Raw genomic sequence first — 22,150 nt, 5'->3', positions numbered from 1 at the left:
AGTCATACTATGATTGAGTCATTGTTAGTGTTAGTTGTTTTAGCTCTTGTTGCTTATTTGATTATTAAAAATTACCATCCTGCTCTAAGTTTGATTAGCGGGGCGCTGATTTTGTTACTATTTGCAGTCTTGCTAGGTCATCCTCTTTATCCAGCAGGAGAAGGTACAGGTTTAGCCTTTTTTGATGTCTTTTTGAAATTTAAAGATACGATCATCGCTCAAGTTAGTTCAGCAGGGATCGTGATCATGATTTTATTTGGCTACTCTGGGTATATGAATGTAATCGGTGCCAATCAGGTAGCGGTCAATATTCTGGTAAAACCACTACAAAAAATTAAATCAAAAGCTTTGTTTGTACCACTTGTATTCTTAGTAGGAAATTTAATGTCTTTAGTAGTTCCAAGTGCGTCTAGTTTAGCGATTATTTTGATGGCAATTTTATATCCAATGCTGTCTAGTATGGGAATTTCTTCATTGACTGCTGCTGGAGTCATCGCAATGACTGCAACGATCATGCCGACACCACTTGGAGCGGATAATGTGATTGCTGCTGAAACGTTAGGTTATGATTTGTTAACCTATGTAGCTTGGAATGCGAAAATTTCAATTCCAACATTATTAATCATGGCAGTCGCTCATTATTTCTGGCAAAAATATTGTGACAAAAAAGAAGGTGACCAAGCTTTTGTCACGATCGAAGAGGACGGATTAACTAAACAAGAAGAATCAGATACGCCCAAAATTTATGCGCTGTTACCATTGTTACCATTAATGTTGATTTTAATTGTTGGAATTACTGGGATGTTTGTTAAAGGAATCCAAATGGATATTTTTGTTTTGACCTTTATTTCATTTTTTGTTGCTGTCGCTTTTGAAACGATCAGACATAAATCATATAAAAAAATTCAAGATTCAGCAGCTGAAATGTTCAGAGGCATGGGACAAGGATTTAGCCAAGTGGTTATGCTAGTTGTGGGTGGTTCATTGTTTACAACAGCTATCCAATCGCTAGGAATCATTGATAATATCATGTCCTCTGTAGAATCTTCAGCTTCTGCAGGCCTTGTGACAACCCTGATTTTTAGTGGAGCAACAACAGTCTTTGGGATTTTAAGTGGTGGTGGCTTAGCGATGTTTTATGCGGTGATCGAATTGATCCCTGATATTGCAGCAAAAGCTGGTATCGATGGTATTTTGATCGCATTACCAATGCAAATGATCGCAAATTTAGCGAGAACAATTTCACCTGTTGCAGCAGTTGTAATGATCGTAGCGTCAACAGTAGGTGTAAGTCCAGTTCGTATTTTGAAGCGGACAAGTGTGCCGACAATCATAGGGATTATTTGTGTGGTTGTATTATCTATTCTTCTGTTGCCCTATTAACAAGGTGAGGGTCAGTATTTTCGGAGATGAGTATAAATGAAAATAATGTTGGCTGATTCAAAAGACTATAAAGAAATCAACGATTTATTTGAAGCGGCAAAAAGCTATATGTATCAAACGAGTGTGTATCAATGGACTAGTACTTATCCTAATGAACAAACCATTCAACACGATATCTATGATCAGCACTTATATAAATTAGTTGATAACTGTATCATAGTTGCGGTGGCGACCATAGAAGTTATGAATCAGGAGAGTTATATTTTAAGACGAATTGCAACAAATCCAAATTATTTGTCTAAAGGTTATGCATCAAACTTACTGAATGATATAATAAATAATATAAAAGAAAAAAATGGGAAACATATTTATTCAAGTACAAATCACTCCAATCTCAAAATGCAGCATTTTTTTAAAAAGCACGGTTTTGAAAAGATTTCAGAGTATACTGAAATTGAAAGAGAGCATCTGGGTTCTTTCTATAAGTATTTGAAGAAAATATAAATAAGGAGAGTCCGCGATGAATAAAGTAACAGTTTTAGGAAGTATCAATATGGATATGGTCATGGAAACAGATCGACTACCTAAAGTGGGAGAGACCCTTTTGGGAGACAGTATCAACTATTATGTTGGCGGAAAAGGAGCCAATCAAGCAGTTGCTGCTGCTCGTATCGGAGTCGATGTGGCTTTGATTGGGAAAATTGGTGATGATACATTTGGTTCAAAAGTTTATAAACATCTGGAAAAAGAAAAGGTAGATGTCAGTGCAGTCACATCTGAAAAAAATATTTTTACAGGTGTAGCCTCTATTTTTAAACTACAAGAAGACAATGCAATCGTTGTATTGCCGGGTGCAAATATGTTGTTGGGAGATATCAATGAGGAATTAAACGAAAAAATTAAGGCTGAAGATGTGTTATTGACTCAGCTAGAAATTCCAATCGAAACTGTAAAAAAAGGGTTAGCACTAGCAAAAGATAAAGGCGCAATAACGATTTTAAATCCAGCTCCTTATAACGAGAGCGTCATCGACATGTTGCCGTTTGTGGATATCATTACACCAAATGAAACGGAATTTGAAGGGTTATTGGGTCACTCGATCACAGATACTATGCAATTTGAAAAGGAAATGCTGGACTGGTCAAAAACAAATGACACACAATTGATTGTAACGCGTGGAGGGGACGGAATCTCTTATACCGCTGAGAATAATGTCATTACGATTCCGGCTGAAAAAGTAACTGTTGTTGATACAACAGGTGCGGGTGATACATTTAATGGGATTTTGGCAGCGTGTTTAGCAAAAGGAATGACTGTTTCAGAGTCAGTTGAGATTTCTGGAAAAGGTGCGACACTTTCTGTAACTAAATTAGGTGCACAAACCGGCATGCCGACATTAACAGAAATTGCAGCATTCTAATTTTATAAAACTGTACACTGTTTTCTTCATTCAATTTAATGGAGAGAACAGTTTTTTTGACTAAAAAAGCATAGAAATAAATCTGGATTGTCTCAATTGTTAATAAGAATTATAATAATATCTAGTTGTATATGTTAAGGAATTGACTAGCAGAAATGAGGAGAAAATAGTAAGGAGAGAAGTTGCAAAGAATCCTCGGATTGATTGCATGGGAAGAAGCATCATTTTATACAGCAGAAGAGCGTGCGGTGCTTGCATTTACGAAAGAAGTTACACTGATTCATCAAGGTGGGGTCAGTGATGAAACGTATCAAGAATTGCAGAAGCATTACAGTGAAAAAGAAATTGGTGCATTACTTATTCTTATTGGAACAATCAATATCTATAACCGTATTGGGGTTACTACGTTATTGCAACCGAAAATGGATTAAACGAAAAGGAGTAGTCAAAATCAACTCATTTTGACTACTCCTTTTCGTTATTATTTAGTTGGGTTTTCTGTTTGATTTTCTAAAATTTCCTTTGCCAATCGTTGCGCAGTCGGTGTAACAGCCAAACCACCCTCAGCCGTTTCTTTAAAGATTTGCGGCATTTGACGACCAACTTGATACATTGCAGCCACGACTTCATCTGGTGGAATCACACTACGAATACCGGCTAAAGCCATATCAGCTGAAATAAAAGCTTGCGAAGAGCCCAATGCATTACGTTTTACACAAGGGACTTCCACTAGACCCGCTACAGGATCACAAATCAATCCCATCATATTTTTTAAAGTAATTGCAATCGCTTGTGCGGCTTGATCAGCTGAGCCACCAGCAGCACAAACTAAAGCGGCACTCGCCATCGCACTAGCAGAACCAACTTCTGCCTGACAACCGCCTTCAGCACCGCTGATCGATGAGTTGTTGGCAATCACTAGTCCAAAAGCACCAGCAGTAAAAAGAAAATCTAATTGCTGTTCATGTGTGAGCTGTAATTTTTCAATTGCTGCCATCAAAACACCTGGCACTACACCAGCACTTCCAGCAGTCGGCGTTGCACAGATCAAGCCCATATTGGCATTGACTTCATTGACGGCCACTGCATTTCTAACCGCTGTTAAAATTGTTTCTCCACTTAAAAAGTTTCCATTTTTAATATATTCATCTAGTCGAGTAGCATCACCGCCAGTAATTCCTGTGACAGAGGTCACACCATCGACACCTTCTTCGATCGATTGCTTCATGACCGCAAGATTACGTTCCATTGTTTCGATGATCCGTTCGCGGCTATGACCGTGATTTTCTATCTCAGTTGCGATCATTAATTCAGCAACTGATGGAAAATCTGCGGCTTGTTGCACTAATTCTTCTATAGATAGAAACATAACTGATTTGCTCCTTTAATTTAGATTAATCAAAATAATTTACACTATAAATATGAGGGATTTGGACTAATTTCATTGTAATATCACCAATATCAGCATGGTCGATTTCGATGATCATGATCGCTTTTTCACCTTTTGATTCCCGTGTTACAGTCATCGTGCCAATATTGATGTTTGTATCAGATAACAGATTGGTAACTTTAGCGATCATTCCTGGTACATCCTGATGTACGATAATAAATGTGGGTGTCCCCATCGTCAGAGAAATTTTAAAACCGTTCAGTTCTGAGATTTGAATATTACCGCCGCCAATCGATATTCCTGTAACTGAAAGTTTTCGATCTCCTTTAGAAACAAGTAATTTGACTGAATTTGGGTGTTCAGCTTTTTCTTTAAGCGGAACAAATAGAACCTCCATATTTTGTTCATGAGCAATCTTTAACGAATCAGCAAGCCGTTCGTCATCTGGTTCCATATCTAATAAACCGCCAACCAAGGCAATGTCTGTTCCATGACCACGATACGTTTTAGCAAAAGACTCATATAAATAGATATCAACAGTATCTGGTTGTTCACCAAAAATACTACGGACGATTTTACCAATACGAGCAGCGCCAGCAGTATGCGAACTACTTGGACCAATCATTACCGGACCAATGATGTCAAAAACACTTTTATAACGTAAATTTTCCATTGTTTATTCACCTATCCTTTTGTTTGAATCAGGATTTTTCTAACGAAAGTCTATCATAATTAAAGAGAATACACTAGAACGGTAATAAAAATGCGAGAAAAACTTATCTTTCTCTCATTTCTAAACATAATTCTATGTGCAAAAAGAATAGAAAGGTATTGAAATTTAATCAGAAGCAGAGTATACTATTTGAGTGTGCATTTTTGCATGCAGAATTTCTTTGATTCGTCAAAGAATGACGTGGGAGGAGAAATCTTCATCTCCAATTAACCACATCACGGACCCAAGGAGGTATGTCTCGTGGCAAAAAAAGTAGAAAAATTAGTTAAATTGCAAATTCCTGCAGGTAAAGCAACACCAGCTCCGCCAGTAGGTCCAGCACTAGGTCAAGCGGGTATCAACATTATGGGATTCACTAAAGAATTCAACGCTCGTACAGCTGATCAAGCTGGTTTGATTATTCCAGTAGTAATTTCTGTATATGAAGACCGTTCATTTACATTTATTACGAAAACACCACCAGCTGCAGTATTACTTAAAAAAGCTGCAAAAATCGAAAAAGGTTCTGGTGAGCCAAACAAAAATAAAGTAGCGAATGTTTCTAAAGAACAAGTGAAAGAAATCGCTGAACTTAAAATGGCAGACCTAAACGCAGCAGACGTTGAAGCGGCTATGCGCATGGTTGAAGGAACTGCAAGAAGCATGGGAATCACTGTAGGATAATTTTTATTCTATAGAACCCAAAGAAGTAGCTTCTCAGTTTATTTCATATTCAAAGATATGAATTACGTGGGAGGTTCGACCGTTATAACCACAATCAAGGAGGAAACAAAATGGCTAAAAAAAGCAAAAAAATGCAAGATGCATTAAAAAAAGTTGAAGCAACAAAAGTTTACCCTGTAGCAGAAGCAATCGCTTTGGCTAAAGATACAAATATTGCAAAATTCGACGCAACTGTTGAAGTTGCTTACCGTTTAAATGTAGACCCTAAAAAAGCGGACCAACAAATCCGTGGTGCAGTAGTATTACCTAACGGAACTGGTAAAACACAAAGCGTTTTAGTTTTTGCTAAAGGCGAAAAAGCGAAAGAAGCTGAAGCAGCTGGTGCTGATTACGTAGGTGACGCTGATATGGTTCAAAAAATCCAAGGTGGATGGTTTGGATTTGACGTAGTTGTAGCAACTCCAGACATGATGGCTGAAGTTGGTAAATTAGGTCGTGTCTTAGGTCCTAAAGGCCTTATGCCTAACCCTAAAACTGGTACTGTAACAATGGACGTAACAAAAGCTGTTAACGAAGTAAAAGCTGGTAAAGTAACTTACCGTGTTGACAAAGCTGGAAACATCCACGTGCCAATTGGTAAAGTTTCATTTGATAATGAAAAATTACTAGAAAACTTCAATACAATCAACGATGTATTGTTGAAAGCTAAACCATCAGCAGCTAAAGGTCAATATATCAAGAACATTTCAGTAACAACTACATTTGGACCTGGAATCCACGTTGACCAAGCTTCATTTTAATTAGCAAAGCTAGTTCATGAAACTAGACAATTAGAAATTTTACTTGACTCAACTACCTTTACCATGGTAAGGTAGTTGAGGTTAATAATTAACTGTACCGAAGACAGTAGGTGACGTAAGTCTTAATTTCCTACCGAGGACAATTGTTGATACATACAATTACGTCCCTCTATGTCAACGGTGGCATGGAGTTTGTTTTGTTTTAATAACAATATAAACTTCTCCATCAATAATCAGGAGGTGAAAATAAATGAGTGAAGCAGCAATCGCTAAAAAAGAAACCCTAGTCGAAGAAGCAACAGCTAAGTTCCAAGCAGCAGCTTCTGTAGTCATCGTTGACTACCGTGGTTTAACTGTTGAGGAAGTGACTAACTTACGTAAACAATTGCGTGATGCAAATGTTGAAATGAAAGTTATCAAAAACTCTATCCTTTCACGTGCAGCCAAAAAAGCTGGACTAGAAGGCTTGGACGAAGTATTTACAGGACCTACAGCAGTCGCTTTCAGTAACGACGATGTAGTAGCACCTGCTAAAATCATCGACGAATTCGCAAGTACTGCCAAAGCATTGGAAATTAAAGGTGGCGTTATTGAAGGTAAAGTATCTTCAGTAGAAGAAATGACATCTTTAGCAAAACTTCCAAGTCGCGATGGACTACTTTCTATGCTATTATCTGTATTACAAGCGCCAGTCAGACAAGTGGCTTACGCTGTCAAAGCAGTGGCAGAAAAAGAAGAAGAAGTTGCATAATTGCAGCCTAGTAACAAACTAAATTAAAAAAATAATGAATTATTAAAACGGAGGAAACCATAATGGCATTGAACATTGAAAACATTGTTGCAGAATTAGAAGGCGCAACTATTTTAGAATTAAACGACTTAGTAAAAGCTATTGAAGAAAAATTTGACGTATCTGCAGCAGCTCCTGTAGCAGCAGCAGCAGGACCAGCAGCAGCTGGCGAAGAACAAACTGAATTCACTGTAGAATTAACTTCTGCAGGCGATCAAAAAGTTAAAGTAATCAAAGCAGTTCGTGAAGCAACTGGTCTTGGCTTGAAAGAAGCTAAAGCAGTAGTTGATGGCGCTCCTGCACCAATCAAAGAAGGCGTTTCTAAAGATGAAGCAGAAGCTTTAAAAGCTGCTTTAGAAGAAGTTGGCGCTTCAATCACAGTAAAATAATCTTTTTAAGATTAACTTTCAAGCTAGAATTCATTTGGATTCTAGCTTTTTTTGTTTGCCTAAATTAAGCTTAGAGCATATCAATCGAATTTTTTTTAGTAGGCGTTTAAAATTATAGATGTATAATCATCTATTTGATAAAAAATGAAGGAGAGCTTAAGATGGAAAGAGAAATCAGCGTTGCTGTAACTTGTAAAAATTGCGAAAATGAAATGGTGGGTAAATTTTTGTTGAATACGAGAACCGACAAAGCAGATCATCAAAGAGTAAACATTCCTTTAGGAGAATTGACGCTTTCAGATAATGAAATTGAATTAAAATGTGATGATATTTTGGTAGATGATGAAATAAATCTTCACTACGATTGCAAAAGTTGCGGTACTAAAAATCATGTGACGATTCATGCAATAGATGAGATGAAATAAAAATGATAATTAAATGATATAAATTTATTTTAAGTGCATTTCTTTCGCAAGAAAATAAATAATCTGTTAGCATAATTAAGTAATCATTTTTAATATTATTTTATTTGTAAGGGAGGTCATATGTATGCATTGGTTATGGGTTTTAATCGTAGGTGGCGTTATCGGAGCAATTGCTGGAGCGATCACAAGTAAAGGTAAATCAATGGGTTGGATCTTCAATATTATTGCAGGTCTTGTAGGTTCATCGATTGGTCAAGCACTTCTAGGAAGTTGGGGACCTCAAGTTGCCGGTATGGCATTGTTTCCGTCAATTATTGGTGCTGTGATTTTAGTTGCAGTAGTATCATTTTTTGTAGGTAAAAACTAAGTGAATCAATAAGAAAAAGTGCTAGGAGATTAAATTCTCTTAGCCTTTTTTTCTATAACGTAAATCATTTAGTAATTGTGTTTAATTAACTAAACAATAAATCCTTTGAAATCTTTAACTTTTTTTGATGCATAGTGGAAGTACTTTAGCAGTGAGCTTAAAAAAGATCCAACAACCAGATTTTTTTGATTGTTGGATCTTTTTATTATCAAATTATCTCTTAGTTAATTTCACGACGACTTCACATCGCGCTGTTTGTGGAAACATATCAACTGATTGTAAATACTTCACGTCAAAGACTTTAGCCAAATCAACTAAATCTTTTGCAAGTGTTGAGACATTACAAGAAATATAGACCATCTTTTTAGGAGGCTGCTTTAAAATAGCTTTTAGTAATTTTTGATCCAATCCGGTTCTAGGAGGGTCAACGATGATTGCATCAGGTTTAAAACCGCTCTGAAGCCATTTAGGGAGCAATTCTTCAGCTGTTCCAACCTCATAATGGGTATTCGTAACGCCTAAGCGTTCAGCATTCAACTTAGCATCTTCGATCGCCGCTGGAATAATATCCATTCCACGAACTTCTTTGGCTTGTTTAGCGATACTTAAACCAATTGTTCCAACCCCGCAATAGGCATCAACAACGGTTTCATTTTGTTGTAAATCTAAAGCCTTTACAGCTTCACTATATAATACTTCTGTTTGTTCTGGATTTAGCTGGAAAAAAGCTCTAGGAGATAAATCAAAGGTTACTTCGTTGATTTGCTCTTCAATACTCTCTTTCCCCCAGACATGGATTGTCTCATCGCCCATAACAATTGATGTTCTTTTGTTTTGAACATTTTGCATAATAGAAACAACTTCTGGAAGATGTTGTGTGATCTCCTCAATTAAGGCTTTCTTCTGTGGGAATTTTACGGATTGGGTAATAAATACCACTTGAACTTCATCTGTTTTAACACCGACACGAACCATTAAAGTTCGGAAGATGCCGCTATTTTTTCGTTCATTATAAATTGGTAATTGGTATTTGTTCAATAATTCTACCAAAGCATTCATTACTTTGGTTGTTGCAGGTTGTTGAACGAGACAATCATCGATTGGAACTAGACGATGAGATTCGGCTTGATAAAGTCCTGCTTCAACTTCACCATCGATTTTCCGCAATTGAAATTGTGCTTTATTACGATAATTCCAAGGATTTTTCATTCCGATTGTTTTTGGTAAATGGTAATGTTCATAGTTTCTTGGTCTGAACTTATTTAGTGACTGTTTTAATAGATCTTTTTTAAAGAGTAGTTGTGCCGGATAAGCCAAATGTTGCAGCTGACATCCACCACAGGCTTCGTAAACTGGACAAGGCGGTACAACACGTTCAGGTGCTGCTTTTACAATTTTTTTTAATTGCCCTTCCACAAAACGTGGAGCTATTTTTGTGATTTCTACAGAGACATCTTCTTTTGGTAAAGCACCAGGTACGAAAACGATGGTCTTTTTATAATAGCCGATGCCTTCACCGTTGATACCTAAACGTTTTATTTTTAAAGGAATCGTTTGTCCTTCTTTTAATAGTTGTGTGGTCATAATTCCATCCTTTTGATCCGTAGATCCATTAATCAAATATATCGATAGTTCTTATTTTAGCACAATTTGCCTAGTTTAGCTTCTGTCAATTTTATGTTATAGTAGAATATACGTTCTCACTAGAAAGGCGGAGAAAGATGGAAACAATCACGAAAATTACAAAAGACAAAGGTCAGTTTTATCTTATCTGGCTATCTTCAGGAGAAAAATTACGTGTATCTGAGGATACCTTAGTCCGACAACGTTTGTTAAAAGGACAAGAATTATCGGATGAAATGGTCGAGAAAATAAAAAAAGCTGGTTCTTATGATGTGGGCTTGCAAATGTCCTTAAATTATTTAAGCTACCAATTACGTTCAAAAAAAGAAATTTTAGATTACTTGAAAGAAAAGGAAATTTTACCAGAAGATCGAAAAAACATCGTGATTCGCTTAGAAGAAATGAACCTTTTAGACGATAAAATATTTAGTGAAAGTTATGTTCGAACCTTAATGCGAACAAGTGATAAAGGACCCAAAATGATTGAACAACAATTAAAACGAAAAGGCTTGAATGACGAAGACATTCAACATGGGTTAACTTTTTATACTATGGACGAACAAGTAGAAGTAGCAAAAGCAACTGCTGAAAAAGCAATGAGACGTTATCGAACAAAGAGTTTCAAAGATGCTTTGCAAAAAGTTCAAATGCATCTGATGCAAAAAGGGTTTAATCGTGAAGTGATCGATTTGGCTTTAGAAGAGTTATCGTTTGAAAAAGATGAAGACCAAGAATTAGATGTGATCAGAAAAGAAGGCGATAAATTATGGGAAAAGCATCGTAAATTAGATTCTTATAAACGCCTAATGAAAGTCAAACAAGGACTTTTCCAAAAACGTTTTGACTCAGATTTGATTCAGCAATATTTTGATGAAAAGGAATTAGAGAATGAAGAATGAAAAATATTGGGAGACGTGGAGTGATGATAAACTCCAGTCATTTCAAGAAGAATTTATCACCTGGTATGAAAAGGAAAAGCGAAATTTACCTTGGCGAGTCAATTTAGATCCATACCGCATTTGGATCTCAGAAATTATGCTGCAGCAAACTCGAGTTGATACAGTGATCGATTACTATTATCGTTTTATGGAGTGGTTTCCGACAATCAAGGATTTAGCTGAAGCACCAGATGAGCGATTGTTAAAAGCTTGGGAAGGTTTAGGTTATTACTCTAGAGCAAGAAATTTAAAAGTTGCAGCGCAACAAATCATGACAGAATTTAATGGTCAGATGCCTGAAACAATTGAAGAAATTCGTCAATTAAAGGGAATTGGACCGTATACGGCAGGTGCAATCGGCAGTATAGCTTTTCAAATCCCGGAACCTGCAATTGATGGCAACGTTATGCGTGTTGTGAGCCGTTTGTTTGAAATCAGTGATGACATTGCCAAACCTAGTAGCCGCAAGGTGTTTGAAGAAGCGATGTATAAAATAATTGATCAAAATCGTCCTGGTGATTTTAACCAAGCTATGATGGACTTAGGTTCAGCAATTTGTACGCCAACGTCGCCAAAGTGCGAAGAATGCCCGATTCAGTCTTATTGTTTGAGCTATCAGAATAATACAATGACGAATTTTCCAGTCAAATCAAAAAAGTTGAAACCAAAAGATGTCTACTATGTCGGTGGAATTATTGAAAATAAAGAGCAAGAATTTTTACTGAGTCAGCGTAGTGCAAAAGGATTATTGGCTAATATGTGGCTATTTCCAATAGAAGAAGTTAGTAAAGAGCGTTTTGATTTTCTACAAAAGACATCGGTTAGAGAAGAGCAACAGTTATCATTTGATTTTGAAGAACCGCTTTTAGTTGCTGAAGAAAAAACAGCAATTTTTGAAGATTATTCTCAAGTTGTTTGGCAAAAGCGATCTCTAGGAGAGGTTATTCATATTTTTAGTCATTTAAAATGGCATATTTTAGTTTTCTATGGACGCCAAACTGGGAAGCTAGATACAGGTGAAAATCAAATTTGGTCAAAAAAAGAAGACTTTCAAAATTATGTTTTTCCGAAGCCTCAGCAAAAAATGGTAGAACTTTATAAACAAGAATTTAAAATAGAAGAATAAATTGAGGTGCGAACCCTAAGTGCCCATAAAACCCCTAGGAGGTCCGCACCAAAATTTTGCTGATTTTAGTTGGAAAAACAGGGTTTTTCTCATTTTAATTTAATGTTATACTGTGATTAATAGTTGAATAGTGGAAATATGGTAGGTATTTGCAGTATTTTCACAGTCTAGCTCTGTATAGAGCTAGTGGATTGAAATCTAGAGTTTGGGGTTACGGTTGCTATAAACCCTGGTCTAGCTCTGTATAGAGCTAGTGGATTGAAATACGCATATAAGCTTGACTAAATTTATTCTCTTTGTCTAGCTCTGTATAGAGCTAGTGGATTGAAATTCCCCAAAACTGTTTTGAGCTACTCGCCACTTTTCGTCTAGCTCTGTATAGAGCTAGTGGATTGAAATCAAGCATGATCGTCTTTATATGATCCCTGTAAAAGTCTAGCTCTGTATAGAGCTAGTGGATTGAAATAAACAGATCAAGGATCTACACCCGATTACACAGGGTCTAGCTCTGTATAGAGCTAGTGGATTGAAATAATATAGGTGAACCTGTTGTCGGAACACAAGAAATGTCTAGCTCTGTATAGACCCCACTCCTCTTCAAAATCATAACCAATTAACCTTCAAAAAAACTAAAATCAAACCATTTATTTTAATAGTTCCCCTTCATTGTGATGAGAAAGCAAACTCCTTAGTATGCAAAGTTGAAAATTATGATATAATTATGTTGATATCGGTGTAATGAACACCCAAACGAAAAGTTAGTAGCTTTTAGAAATGATTTTTCGTACTAGGGAAAGTTGGGGGACTATGGCAATTCCAAAAGAAGGTGAATTTGTAACGATCCAAAGTTACAAACACGATGGGCATTTGCATCGAACATGGCGTGATACTATGGTATTAAAAACAAGCGAGTATTCTTTAATCGGCGTGAACGATCATACTTTGGTAACAGAGTCTGATGGACGCCGTTGGGTTACTCGGGAACCAGCTATCGTTTATTTCCATAAAAAATACTGGTTCAACATAATAGCGATGATTAGAGAAAAAGGGGTTTCTTATTACTGCAATTTAGCATCACCTTATCTTTTAGATGATGAAGCATTGAAGTATATTGATTATGATCTGGATATCAAAGTTTTTCCTGATGGCGAAAAACGATTATTGGATGTGGATGAGTATGAATTTCACAGTAAAATTATGGATTATCCAGAAGATATCGATTTTATTCTAAAAGAAAATGTTAAGACGCTAGTCGATTGGATTAATAACGAAAAAGGTCCCTTCTCTGAAGCTTATGTGGATATCTGGTATAAGCGTTATCAAGAGCTGTCAAAGAAATAGCCAATGTAAGATGCAAAGTGAGAAAAGAAGTCAAAGCAAGACTGATTAAGTTTTGCTTTGACTTCTTTTTTACTTGAAATCTAAAATCGTTTATTCATCTGATAATGTTCAATAGCTGCATCAAGAAACATTTCGCCTTCCTTGGTATAGCCCATTTTCTCATAAAACCCAAGAGCTGTGATTTGTGCACCTAAAGTGATCGCATTGTATCCTTGCTCGTCTGCAAACTGTTCAGCACTAGCTACAATCAAACGCCCATAATCATTCCCTCTAAAATCTTTTTGAACAGCCATACGCTGTAATTTTATCAATCCATTTTCTAGCGGCAACAAACGACAAGTAGCAATAGCTTCGTTATTATCACCATACAAAACAAAATGAATACAAGCCGCTTCGTATTTATCAATTTCAATCTCACCGGGAACGCCTTGCTCAATCATAAAAACTTGCCGGCGGATTTTAACAGCATCTAAGTAGATATCACTCATAGTATCTTTAGTGTGGACGATTTTCATTTAGCACCTCTCTTATAAGTATTTCGTTTATTATACCCCAAAAAATCAGACATTAGAACGTTGATATTGGTTGGTGTTTATCTTTTGTAAAAAAAGTATCAGCAGTGTACAGTATAAATAACAAAAAAACGGAAGGTTGTGTGCATAATGAATACAGATGAAATCGTGCAAAAAGTAAAAGACTTGGTTGGTGAAGGAAATTTTGAAAAAGCTAAACAGTTCCTTGATGACCACAAAGATGATCTTGGTGAACATTATGAAAAGTTAAAAGCCATGATTCCCGAGATTGATGCAGGCAGTTTGGCTGATAAAGTAAAAGGATTTTTCAAAAAATAAATTTATTTTTGTAATTAAAATTTTCTGCAAAAAACATCCGTATTATCCAATTTAGCGGATGTTTTTTGTATGAATTGAGAAAATATAGAGATCAAAAATAGGTACAAAGAAGTATTGCTATCTTATTTAGGAAAATGTATGCTAGAATCTATAAACAAGCAATTATTTTTTGTAAAAAGAATAACAGAGAATTTTTTAATGCTAAAGGAGGATCATCTTTGTTTGAAAAATTAAGACAGTCAAAATTATTTTTTTGGTCAGCAGAATTATTGGTGATTGCAACGCTGATTTTTGTATCATCAAAGATCAATTTTATCTTTACACCGATAGGAACATTCTTTTCAACATTATTTGCCCCAGTTTTGGTAGCTGGTTTTTTGTATTATATTTTAAATCCAATCGTCAATTTATTGATGAAAACGAATATGAAACGAATTTTTGCGATTTTGATCGTATTTTTACTTTTGATTGTAGCACTTGTATTGCTTTTAGTAAGTGTGATTCCAAGCTTGGTTTCGCAACTATCTAGTTTGGCTTCTAACATGCCGGATGTATTTAAAGGGGTTGAGGCGTGGGTTTATCAAATGGCTGAGTTGCCTATTTTTAAAGATTTTGACTTGCCCAAATATATTGATCAACTGGATATTTCTTATGGCAATATTATTCAACAGTTTATTAGCGGATTATCCAGTAGTTTAGGTTCAATCGTATCAACGGTTGCCTCAACGACGATCATTATTGTTACAGCTCCATTCATTTTATTTTATATGTTAAAAGATGGAGATCGCATAGTTCCAGGAGTTAAAAGATTTTTACCTGAAAAGCGCCAAGATGACATTGTTGAATTATTAGGTAAATTGAATAAAACCTTATCAAGTTATATTAGTGGTCAGGCGATTGAATGTTTATTCGTTGCAACATTTACTGTTATCGGTTATTCATTGATCGGTGTCCGTTATGCATTTTTATTTGGCGTAATTGCTGGTGTGACCAACTTGATTCCATACTTAGGACCATACATCGGTCTTGCCCCTGCAGTTTTTGTCACAGTTTTTGATGAACCGTTTAAAGCATTACTTTGTTGTCTAGTTGTGTTGATCGTACAACAAATCGATGGCAATATTATCTACCCAAATGTGATTGGTAAATCTTTGCAAATTCATCCATTGACGATTATTATTATTTTACTTGTCGCAGGAAATATTGCTGGACTTTTAGGTATTTTCTTAGCAGTACCATTTTATGCAGTCTGTAAAACAATTGTTGTCCATGTTTATACGATGTATAGCCAAACTAAAGCAACAGAAGAACCTGCCGTTGAAATAGCCGGCGAAATAAATTCGCCACCAAGTAAGGAAAAATAGTTTGTGAATATTGAAATCGGAAGCCATTTGTGATACGATTTTAACGTGACTACATCATGTAGTCACGTTTTTTTAAAACGAAGAAAGTAACCCTTTCTAGATTTGGGAATAGTCTACGTTACGAACTAGTTATTATGAAAAAATATAATGAATAGGATAAGAAAAATCATATTCAACAATTTTAATTTTTTTAATTAAATAAGCTCGTATAGTCATTCCCGCAAACATTTAAGGAGAGAAAACATTATGAATAATGCTGACCCCGAGAGTCAGTCGCTTATCGCGCAAATTTTGCTATTGGTTGTTTTGACATTGATCAACGCTTTTCTTGCAGCTTCAGAAATTGCGGTAGTTTCTGTAAATAAGAATCGTGTCGAACAAAAGGCAGAAGAAGGAGATGCAAAAGCTAAGAAATTATTAAAAGTTTTGCAAGATCCTACAAGCTTTTTATCGACGATCCAAGTTGGTATCACTTTAGTCAATATTTTATCTGGTGCCTCATTAGCTGATTCATTATCAGCAAAATTAGCTCCTGTTCTAGGCGGCGGTGCTGCTGCAAAAAATATTGCAAATATTATTATTTTAGCGTTGTTGACTTATGTATCAATCGTTTTTGGTGAGTTGTATCCAAAACGAATTGCTATGAATAAATCAGAAGAAGTAGCTCAAGCTACATCGGGTTTTGTTCGTGTTATAGGTGTTGTGGCCAAACCATTCGTATGGTTATTATCAGCTTCAACAGATCTACTTTCAAAACTTACACCGATGAAATTTGATGATGCCGATTCAAAAATGACACGTGATGAAATGCGTTATATGTTGGAATCAGAAGGTGTTTTAGATAACGATGAATTAGAAATGCTTCAAGGTGTCTTTTCTTTAGATACAAAAGTTGCTCGTGAAGTAATGGTTCCTCGTACAGATGCTTTTATGATCGATATTGAAGATGACATTCAAAAAAATATCGATGCCGTTTTATCAGAAAACTATTCAAGAATTCCAGTTTACAATGAAGACAAAGACAAAATCGTTGGAGTTCTTCATACTAAAAATTTATTAAAAGCAGCCCATAAATTAGGCTTTGACAAAATTCAATTAAAAAATATTATACAAGAACCGCTCTTTGTCCCGGAAACGATTTTTATCGATGATCTATTGTATGAGCTAAAAAGAACCCAAAATCAAATGGCTATTTTATTAGACGAATATGGCGGCGTGGTTGGTTTAGCTACATTAGAAGATCTATTAGAGGAAATCGTTGGAGAAATCGATGATGAGACAGATGAAGTAGAAAATTTATACTCTAAGATTAATGATCACGAGTATTTAATTCAAGGAAGAATGCTGATAGATGAATTCAATGAAGCATTTGGAACAGATTTGCATATGAGTGATGTTGATACAATGGCGGGATACTTGATTACAGCATTAGGCACAATTCCTGATGAAGGTGAGAAGTTGTCATTTGACGTTGGAAATATCACACTGACTTCTGAAGAGATGGAAGGAACAAGAGTTTTAGCATTAAAAGTGGTTTTCCATGATGAAGAAATCGTTGATGAAGAACCAGAAGAATACCGTCGCTTTTTCCGTAAAGAAATGGAAGATGACGAACCAAGAAGATAAAAAAGTCAAAAAGGATAGGACAAAACTAGAGATTAGTTTTGAACTATCCTTTTTAGTTTAAATAGAATTAATGTCTTTTTTATTATGGATGGTTTTGATCGCTTGGTAGAGACCAATATATTGATCGTCGTTATCAGCTGAAAAGCGAAAAACAAATGATGGTTTTTGGCATTCTTCTGGTATTAAATACGAAGAAGTAGCGACGATAAAGTCAAAAGAAGATAACTGATTCTCCTGATAAGCAACTAATTGAACAAAAGGTAACTCTTCAATAAACTGTGTTAATGGTTGGACAAGTAAATAATTAGACTCTGCAATTAATGCAATCCGTACAATATTATTTACTTGAAATGATTCATAAAGTGGCACTAACAAGGCAGCTAATGTGTCTGATAATTGCTCAATATTATCTTTGAGCCAGCTAAAGTTCTTTCTTTTTGAAACTTTTTGAAATAAAGCTTTAAATTTTGTGAATAAACGGTAGTAATATTCATTTTTTGAATAAAGCGAATGATTAATCAAATGAAACAAAGTTGGAAATGGTTGTTCAATAATTGAAGCAGATAAAATAATATTTGCTACATTTCCAAATAAAATGGGTTCGTCATTCCAAGAAAAGTCACTAGGGACAAACTCATTACTAAATAAAGTGCAAAATTCATCTAATAATTTAGTCGCTGAATTTGTCTGTTCTTTTAAATAAATATTTAACAATGATAGTCGATAGTCATTATTTCTGAAAAAATTTGGTGTAGAAATTAATAAATATGCTGCGAATTGAGCTTCTGCTTCCAAAGTTTTTGTCTCGCAGATCAGATCGCCAAATAAAGCTTTTGTATAAGTTTTATTTGACGGAATATAAGGATCAATCGTTGTTTTTTCTGTCAATACATTTCCAGAGTGTACTCTTAGATAAACGATATCCAATATCAAGGTGATTTGTTTGTGAGCTGAATAGCTGTAACTGTCAGGGAAATACGGACTGATTATTTTGGTGATTTTTTTATAATCGATTGGATTATTGTTGATTTTTGGTAGATTAGTCCCTTGTGAAGCTAACCAGATCAGTGTGTACAATGTTATTCGGATAACCTTTTCATCACCGGAAAGGCTTAATTGAGAGATATTCAATTTGATGTTGAACCGTTTAAAATAATCACTTAACAACTTGGATTTTCGAACAACGGTAGTTCTACTATGGTAGTTTTTCTCGCAAAATTTGGCTAAGTTGTCATTTGGATAAAAAAGAATCGAGATTAATAATTGATAGGGAACACTTTGGGTAATCAAAAACTGATAATACATATCATAAGAAATATCTTGTTTATAATGCACACCGTTCACTTGTAAAATTTCTTCTTTTTTTCCAATCATTTTAGTGAGATCTTGTTGAATCAATTCTAGAAGATAAACGACTCGGCTATAAGAATAATCTAACCTTTTTTCAAAAAAATTGATGCTATGTTGCTTATTAGAAAATATGGTCAACAATTTAAATAGTGTCAATTTACGTTTAGCGGTGTCTTCTAACATCATCGATTCTAGCATTTTATTCCTCCTTTAAAATAAGTTTATCAATATAGTGAAAAGTATGGAACTAATTTGAATAATTTATAAAAAAATATATGGTTTAATAACAATGTTAAATACTTATAAGTATAATTAATAAGAACTGTGATCTATATAAATAACGAAATAACAGTGTTATACAACGGTTTAGCAAAAAAAACAGACATTTGCACAATTAAGTCCATAACTTTATACTTAACCTAAGCTAACTGTAAAGCAATTTTTAGTAATAATGCTAGTCTTTTAGCAAAATAACTATTAAGATCAATTTCTTCCCCAATTAATAGAGATCAAAGCAAAATTCATTGAATTTTACTTTGGTCTCTTTGATTTTTTTGAAACTTAGCTAAAGACTTTGAAAACTACTGTAATTCCATGATATACTACACTAGTTGAATAATAAAGAGTAAGGAGAATTTTCCGATGTAGAGATCCTTTAAATAAATAATAATGATTTTTTCTTAGAAAATAATAATAGATTGGAGTAACAAATGAATAATCCACATTTAAAAGAACAAGTAGATAGCCGTCGTACGTTTGCGATTATTTCCCATCCGGATGCTGGTAAAACAACGATTACAGAACAGCTTTTATTATTTGGTGGAGCAATCCGTCAAGCAGGTACTGTCAAGGGAAAGAAAACAGGAAACTTTGCAAAATCTGACTGGATGGAAATCGAAAAACAAAGAGGCATTTCCGTAACCAGTTCTGTGATGCAGTTTGACTATGATGGAAAACGTGTGAACATTCTGGATACACCTGGACACGAAGACTTTTCAGAAGATACGTACCGAACGTTGATGGCCGTGGATAGTGCTGTCATGGTGATCGATAGCGCCAAAGGGATTGAAGCTCAAACAAAGAAATTATTCCAAGTTGTCAAAAAACGTGGAATACCGATTTTTACCTTTATCAATAAATTAGATAGAGATGGTCGTGAACCGTTAGAGTTGCTTGAAGAATTAGAAGAATTGCTAGATATCGAATCTTACCCAATGAACTGGCCGATCGGTATGGGAAAAGGCTTGGAAGGATTATATGATATCTACAACAAGCGTGTAGAAGTTTATCGACCTGAAAATAATAATGGAGAACGTTTCATTCCATTAGTAGATGGTGATATTCCAAGTGATTTACCGTTGCATAAAGATAGTGTGTACAAACAAGTATTAGAAGAAGTTGAATTGTTGGTTGAAGCAGGAGACGAGTTTGATACGGAAAAAATTGCTCGCGGCGATCAAACGCCAGTTTTCTTTGGTTCAGCGTTAACTAACTTTGGTGTACAAACAATGCTAGAAACATTCTTACAATTTGCGCCATCACCTTATGGTCATAAGACAGAAGAGGGAGAAGAAGTTAGCCCTTATGAAGAAGAGTTTTCAGGTTTTGTCTTTAAAATTCAGGCAAACATGAATCCTGCCCACCGAGATCGAATTGCTTTTGTCCGTATCTGTTCAGGTACTTTTGAACGTGGAATGGACGTGACACTTGGCAGAACTGGTAAAAAAATCAAATTAAGTAACGTAACCCAATTTATGGCTGATGCTAGAGAAAATGTAGAAGAAGCTGTAGCGGGGGATATTATCGGAATCTACGATACGGGTAATTATCAAATTGGGGATACATTATTTGAAGGAAAATTAAAAGTTCAGTACGAAGAGTTACCTTCATTTACACCAGAGTTATTTATGAAAGTTAGTGCCAAAAATGTGATGAAACAAAAATCATTCCATAAAGGGATTAATCAACTCGTTCAAGAAGGTGCAATCCAATTATATAAAACGTATTTAACAGAAGAATATATTCTTGGCGCGGTAGGTCAATTGCAGTTTGAAGTGTTCCAACATCGTATGCTGAATGAATATAATGCAGAAGTAATCATGACACCAATGGGCTCGAAAATCGCTCGTTGGATCGATCCAGCTGATTTAGATGAACGCATGAGCTCTAGCCGGAATATCTTGGCAAGAGATCGCTTTGATCAGCCGTTGTTCTTATTTGAAAATCAATTTGCTATGCGTTGGTTTGCAGATAAATATCCAGATGTTGAATTGAAGAGTTTGATGTAAGATTATTTTATTGACCGTTCTTATCAATTTTCTTTTGATAGGAACGATTTTTTTATCATTTGACTTTAAAGCAACAAATACGTATAATCAACAACATTATTGGAGTGATAAATATGAGTCGTCGTTTAAGACTATTAAAAAATGTTTCAGTGGTAGCAAGCTTCTAAGTCAAAAGTATAATCTAACTTAGAAGCGAGGAAGAAAAATGAAGAACAATAATAAATTTGAAAAATGGTCAGATACAGTCTATTTGAAAGAGTTAGTGACGAATCCATTAATAGAGGTCGGTGATTTTTCTTATTATTCTGGTTACTACAGCAATCAGAATTTTGAAGATGGTTGTGTTCGTTATTTATGGGGAGATCCATTAACAAGAGCGGCCTTTGATCCTGTCAGAGATATGGGCTGGCATCTAGATAAATTGATTATTGGAAATTATGTTTGCATTGCAGGTGGTGCCACGATTTTAATGGGTGGTAATCACAATCACCATCCAGATTGGATCACTGTTTATCCTTTTGCTAGTCATGTAGAAAAATCTTATGAACCAAAAGGCGATACAGTCATTAAAAGTGATGCTTGGATTGGGATGAATGCGATGATCATGCCAGGTGTTACGATTGGTGAAGGAGCTGTAATCGCAGCAGGTTCTATGGTTATAAAAGACGTGCCACCTTATACGATTGTTGGTGGTAATCCAGCGAAAGTGATAAAACAAAGATTCTCAGATAATGAAATTAAGATGCTTTTAGAACTGAGATGGTTCGATTGGACAGAAGAACAGGTCGAAGCGGCTATGGATATTTTGATGAGTAACTCTATTGAGGAACTATATTGTTATTATAAAAAACACATCTTAAATTAAATAAAAAAGCCGGTTTATCATATAAGTGATAAACTGGCTTTTTAGCTGTACGTGTCTAATTTTCAATAAGACTAGAAGTCATCGGAATCGAAATTTCTATAACGTCTTTTAATTCAATAATTGAAATTTGATCACGGTCGTATTTTTCTTTTGGAATACGTTTCAAGAAGTAAGTTAGAATTTCATTGATTTCAGTTTTACGAACAGCACGTTTTTTATTTACAACCAAGATTTCAGCATGTTGAGTAGCTTCTGAATAAACGACGGTCGTGTTACCCGCTGAATAAACTTTGACAAAGTATGCATCGGTATTTTCTAGTTGTTTATTGACTAACTGTTTGTAACTGTTAGTTACATTGACTAATTTCATTTTTTTCACCTCGGTTTAACTCTTTATTTGTATGTTAATAATAAAAAA

General features: G+C 35.2%; 24 protein-coding genes, 1 CRISPR repeat array and 1 other annotated feature. Of the genes, 18 read left to right on the top strand and 6 right to left on the bottom strand.

Annotated features, from left to right (window positions below; genetic code table 11):
• Positions 1–9: 9 nt before the first annotated feature.
• The 4 genes from dcuC to I583_RS10140 all read left to right on the top strand — a co-directional run bounded on the left by dcuC (position 10) and on the right by I583_RS10140 (position 3,234).
• Entirely contained in the window at positions 10–1,383 is a 1,374-nt protein-coding gene (dcuC, locus tag I583_RS10155) for a C4-dicarboxylate transporter DcuC (RefSeq protein ID WP_010760570.1), read from the top strand.
• Between the two features lie 36 nt (positions 1,384–1,419).
• Positions 1,420–1,887, top strand: a complete 468-nt coding sequence (locus tag I583_RS10150) for a GNAT family N-acetyltransferase (RefSeq protein ID WP_010760571.1) — start codon at positions 1,420–1,422, stop codon at positions 1,885–1,887.
• 16 nt (positions 1,888–1,903) lie between these two features.
• The gene (gene rbsK / locus I583_RS10145; RefSeq protein ID WP_010760572.1) at positions 1,904–2,803 is read left to right on the top strand and encodes a ribokinase; all 900 of its coding nucleotides are present in this window, start codon (positions 1,904–1,906) and stop codon (positions 2,801–2,803) included.
• Positions 2,804–2,985: 182 nt separating this feature from the next.
• Positions 2,986–3,234: a carboxymuconolactone decarboxylase family protein gene (locus tag I583_RS10140; RefSeq protein ID WP_010760573.1), complete on the top strand. Its 249-nt coding sequence runs from the start codon at positions 2,986–2,988 to the stop codon at positions 3,232–3,234.
• Positions 3,235–3,284: 50 nt separating this feature from the next.
• Here I583_RS10140 and sdaAA read toward each other — a convergent pair whose 3' ends face one another.
• Positions 3,285–4,172, bottom strand: coding sequence for an L-serine ammonia-lyase, iron-sulfur-dependent, subunit alpha (gene sdaAA, locus I583_RS10135; protein WP_010760574.1), 888 nt, complete (start codon positions 4,170–4,172; stop codon positions 3,285–3,287).
• Positions 4,173–4,197: 25 nt separating this feature from the next.
• Positions 4,198–4,866 (bottom strand): L-serine ammonia-lyase, iron-sulfur-dependent subunit beta, encoded by a 669-nt coding sequence (sdaAB, locus tag I583_RS10130; RefSeq protein WP_010760575.1) that lies wholly within the window; start codon positions 4,864–4,866, stop codon positions 4,198–4,200.
• A 300-nt stretch (positions 4,867–5,166) separates the two neighbouring features.
• Here sdaAB and rplK point away from each other — a divergent pair, with 300 nt between their 5' ends.
• The 6 genes from rplK (at position 5,167) to I583_RS10100 (ending at position 8,360) form a co-directional block, all read left to right on the top strand.
• On the top strand, positions 5,167–5,589 hold the full coding sequence (gene rplK / locus I583_RS10125) for a 50S ribosomal protein L11 (RefSeq protein ID WP_010760576.1): 423 nt from the start codon (positions 5,167–5,169) through the stop codon (positions 5,587–5,589).
• 110 nt (positions 5,590–5,699) lie between these two features.
• A complete protein-coding gene (gene rplA, locus I583_RS10120) occupies positions 5,700–6,389 on the top strand; it encodes a 50S ribosomal protein L1 (protein ID WP_010760577.1) in 690 nt (229 codons plus the stop codon).
• Positions 6,390–6,468: 79 nt separating this feature from the next.
• Positions 6,469–6,596, top strand: a sequence feature (ribosomal protein L10 leader region).
• Between the two features lie 43 nt (positions 6,597–6,639).
• Positions 6,640–7,140 (top strand): 50S ribosomal protein L10, encoded by a 501-nt coding sequence (rplJ, locus tag I583_RS10115; RefSeq protein ID WP_010760578.1) that lies wholly within the window; start codon positions 6,640–6,642, stop codon positions 7,138–7,140.
• Positions 7,141–7,202: 62 nt separating this feature from the next.
• Entirely contained in the window at positions 7,203–7,568 is a 366-nt protein-coding gene (rplL, locus tag I583_RS10110) for a 50S ribosomal protein L7/L12 (protein WP_010760579.1), read from the top strand.
• Positions 7,569–7,729: 161 nt separating this feature from the next.
• Entirely contained in the window at positions 7,730–7,993 is a 264-nt protein-coding gene (locus I583_RS10105) for a hypothetical protein (RefSeq protein ID WP_010760580.1), read from the top strand.
• 124 nt (positions 7,994–8,117) lie between these two features.
• Positions 8,118–8,360 carry a GlsB/YeaQ/YmgE family stress response membrane protein gene (locus I583_RS10100; RefSeq protein WP_010760581.1) on the top strand — a complete coding sequence of 81 codons (243 nt, stop codon included), beginning with the start codon at positions 8,118–8,120 and terminating at the stop codon, positions 8,358–8,360.
• Between the two features lie 213 nt (positions 8,361–8,573).
• Here the strand turns inward: I583_RS10100 and rlmD are convergent, their stop codons facing one another.
• Entirely contained in the window at positions 8,574–9,944 is a 1,371-nt protein-coding gene (rlmD, locus tag I583_RS10095; RefSeq protein WP_010760582.1) for a 23S rRNA (uracil(1939)-C(5))-methyltransferase RlmD, read from the bottom strand.
• Between the two features lie 137 nt (positions 9,945–10,081).
• On the opposite strand from rlmD, the gene recX reads away from it, so the two are divergent.
• The 3 genes from recX to bph all read left to right on the top strand — a co-directional run bounded on the left by recX (position 10,082) and on the right by bph (position 13,388).
• Positions 10,082–10,882, top strand: coding sequence for a recombination regulator RecX (gene recX, locus I583_RS10090; protein WP_010760583.1), 801 nt, complete (start codon positions 10,082–10,084; stop codon positions 10,880–10,882).
• Complete coding sequence (gene mutY, locus I583_RS10085; RefSeq protein WP_010760584.1) at positions 10,872–12,047, top strand: A/G-specific adenine glycosylase; 1,176 nt, start codon at positions 10,872–10,874, stop codon at positions 12,045–12,047. The genes recX and mutY overlap by 11 nt, the downstream gene beginning before the upstream one ends.
• A 165-nt stretch (positions 12,048–12,212) precedes the next feature.
• A CRISPR array of direct repeats spans positions 12,213–12,580; the repeat unit is 33 nt; unit sequence GTCTAGCTCTGTATAGAGCTAGTGGATTGAAAT.
• A gap of 274 nt (positions 12,581–12,854) precedes the next feature.
• Entirely contained in the window at positions 12,855–13,388 is a 534-nt protein-coding gene (gene bph, locus I583_RS10080) for a biofilm phosphatase Bph (protein WP_025872814.1), read from the top strand.
• Positions 13,389–13,468: 80 nt separating this feature from the next.
• On the opposite strand, the gene I583_RS10075 is transcribed toward bph, so the two are convergent.
• Complete coding sequence (locus tag I583_RS10075; RefSeq protein ID WP_010760586.1) at positions 13,469–13,903, bottom strand: GNAT family N-acetyltransferase; 435 nt, start codon at positions 13,901–13,903, stop codon at positions 13,469–13,471.
• Between the two features lie 147 nt (positions 13,904–14,050).
• Between I583_RS10075 and I583_RS10070 the strand changes: the two genes are divergently transcribed.
• The 3 genes from I583_RS10070 (at position 14,051) to I583_RS10060 (ending at position 17,229) form a co-directional block, all read left to right on the top strand.
• On the top strand, positions 14,051–14,239 hold the full coding sequence (locus tag I583_RS10070) for a hypothetical protein (protein WP_010760587.1): 189 nt from the start codon (positions 14,051–14,053) through the stop codon (positions 14,237–14,239).
• 218 nt (positions 14,240–14,457) lie between these two features.
• Positions 14,458–15,603, top strand: a complete 1,146-nt coding sequence (locus tag I583_RS10065) for an AI-2E family transporter (protein ID WP_010760588.1) — start codon at positions 14,458–14,460, stop codon at positions 15,601–15,603.
• A gap of 246 nt (positions 15,604–15,849) precedes the next feature.
• Positions 15,850–17,229 (top strand): hemolysin family protein, encoded by a 1,380-nt coding sequence (locus I583_RS10060; RefSeq protein WP_010760589.1) that lies wholly within the window; start codon positions 15,850–15,852, stop codon positions 17,227–17,229.
• A gap of 57 nt (positions 17,230–17,286) precedes the next feature.
• Here the strand turns inward: I583_RS10060 and I583_RS10055 are convergent, their stop codons facing one another.
• Positions 17,287–18,777: a helix-turn-helix domain-containing protein gene (locus I583_RS10055; RefSeq protein WP_010760590.1), complete on the bottom strand. Its 1,491-nt coding sequence runs from the start codon at positions 18,775–18,777 to the stop codon at positions 17,287–17,289.
• 512 nt (positions 18,778–19,289) lie between these two features.
• Between I583_RS10055 and I583_RS10050 the strand changes: the two genes are divergently transcribed.
• Both I583_RS10050 and I583_RS10045 read left to right on the top strand, forming a co-directional pair.
• On the top strand, positions 19,290–20,867 hold the full coding sequence (locus tag I583_RS10050; RefSeq protein WP_010760591.1) for a peptide chain release factor 3: 1,578 nt from the start codon (positions 19,290–19,292) through the stop codon (positions 20,865–20,867).
• 205 nt (positions 20,868–21,072) lie between these two features.
• Positions 21,073–21,732 (top strand): CatB-related O-acetyltransferase, encoded by a 660-nt coding sequence (locus I583_RS10045; protein WP_010760592.1) that lies wholly within the window; start codon positions 21,073–21,075, stop codon positions 21,730–21,732.
• A 55-nt stretch (positions 21,733–21,787) separates the two neighbouring features.
• Here the strand turns inward: I583_RS10045 and I583_RS10040 are convergent, their stop codons facing one another.
• Positions 21,788–22,102 carry a DUF1827 family protein gene (locus I583_RS10040; RefSeq protein WP_010760593.1) on the bottom strand — a complete coding sequence of 105 codons (315 nt, stop codon included), beginning with the start codon at positions 22,100–22,102 and terminating at the stop codon, positions 21,788–21,790.
• Positions 22,103–22,150 lie beyond the last annotated feature (48 nt).

The organism is Enterococcus haemoperoxidus ATCC BAA-382, assembly GCF_000407165.1.
In the GTDB taxonomy this organism is placed as follows: domain Bacteria; phylum Bacillota; class Bacilli; order Lactobacillales; family Enterococcaceae; genus Enterococcus_L; species Enterococcus_L haemoperoxidus.
The sequence above is the reverse complement of the archived record's forward strand: the minus strand, read 5'-3'. Positions and strand labels throughout refer to the sequence as shown.